General features: G+C 68.7%; 1 pseudogene. It reads left to right on the top strand.

Annotated elements, in window-relative coordinates:
* Positions 1-449: pseudogene (locus P1P75_RS41845) on the top strand (serine/threonine protein kinase); the annotation flags it as partial.
* Between the last annotated feature and the right edge of the window lie 235 nt (positions 450-684).

The raw sequence follows: 684 nt of genomic DNA, 5'->3' as shown, positions 1-684 counted from the left end.
GGACGGCCCACCCCGAGCCCGAGATGGACGCAGTCCTCTCCCTCCCCGCCGAGTACCGGGAGTTCGCCCGGCAGGGCGGCCCCGACGAGCAGCCGCGGCTCGTCGTCTACTCGGCGGGCTCCGTCGACGTACGCCTCACGCAGTGGGACAGGGCGCCGGGGTCGCCGCTCGGGCGGGCGGCCGAGGCGCACGAGACCTGGGACGGTTACGACGGGGACGCGCGCACGCAGACGACGCGGACCACCTTCCAGGGTCGCGAGGCCGTGCTCGCCGACACCACCTACCGCCTGGGCACCTCGCCGACGCGCGTGATGGAGCTGTTCGTGCTCACCGAGGACAGCCGGATGTACGAGCTTCGGGTCGACATGCCGAAGGGCACTCCGGTCGAGAAACAGGGCACGGCGGTCTTCAAGGCGGCCCGAGACCGGCTGCGTATCGACGTCGGGTAGCAGGTCTCGTGGAGCATCCCGCGGAAAGTCTGACCGAACATCTCGTAGAACGCTGAACCGTCCCGCACAACGGGCTGATCAGCGGGTTCGTTGCCAGTGACCACTGGCGTCATGTGTGCGGTCGGTGAATCACTATTACCGACGGGTACCAAAAGCCTTCCCCACGTCATACCCTGCGGCTCATGACCGACTCGCAGGCCCCGGAGAAGACCGGTACCAACCCCCTCGCCCCCAC

Origin of the sequence: Streptomyces sp. ID05-39B, assembly GCF_033794725.1 — a bacterium.
Lineage (GTDB): Bacteria > Actinomycetota > Actinomycetes > Streptomycetales > Streptomycetaceae > Streptomyces > Streptomyces bobili.
The sequence above is the reverse complement of the archived record's forward strand: the minus strand, read 5'-3'. Positions and strand labels throughout refer to the sequence as shown.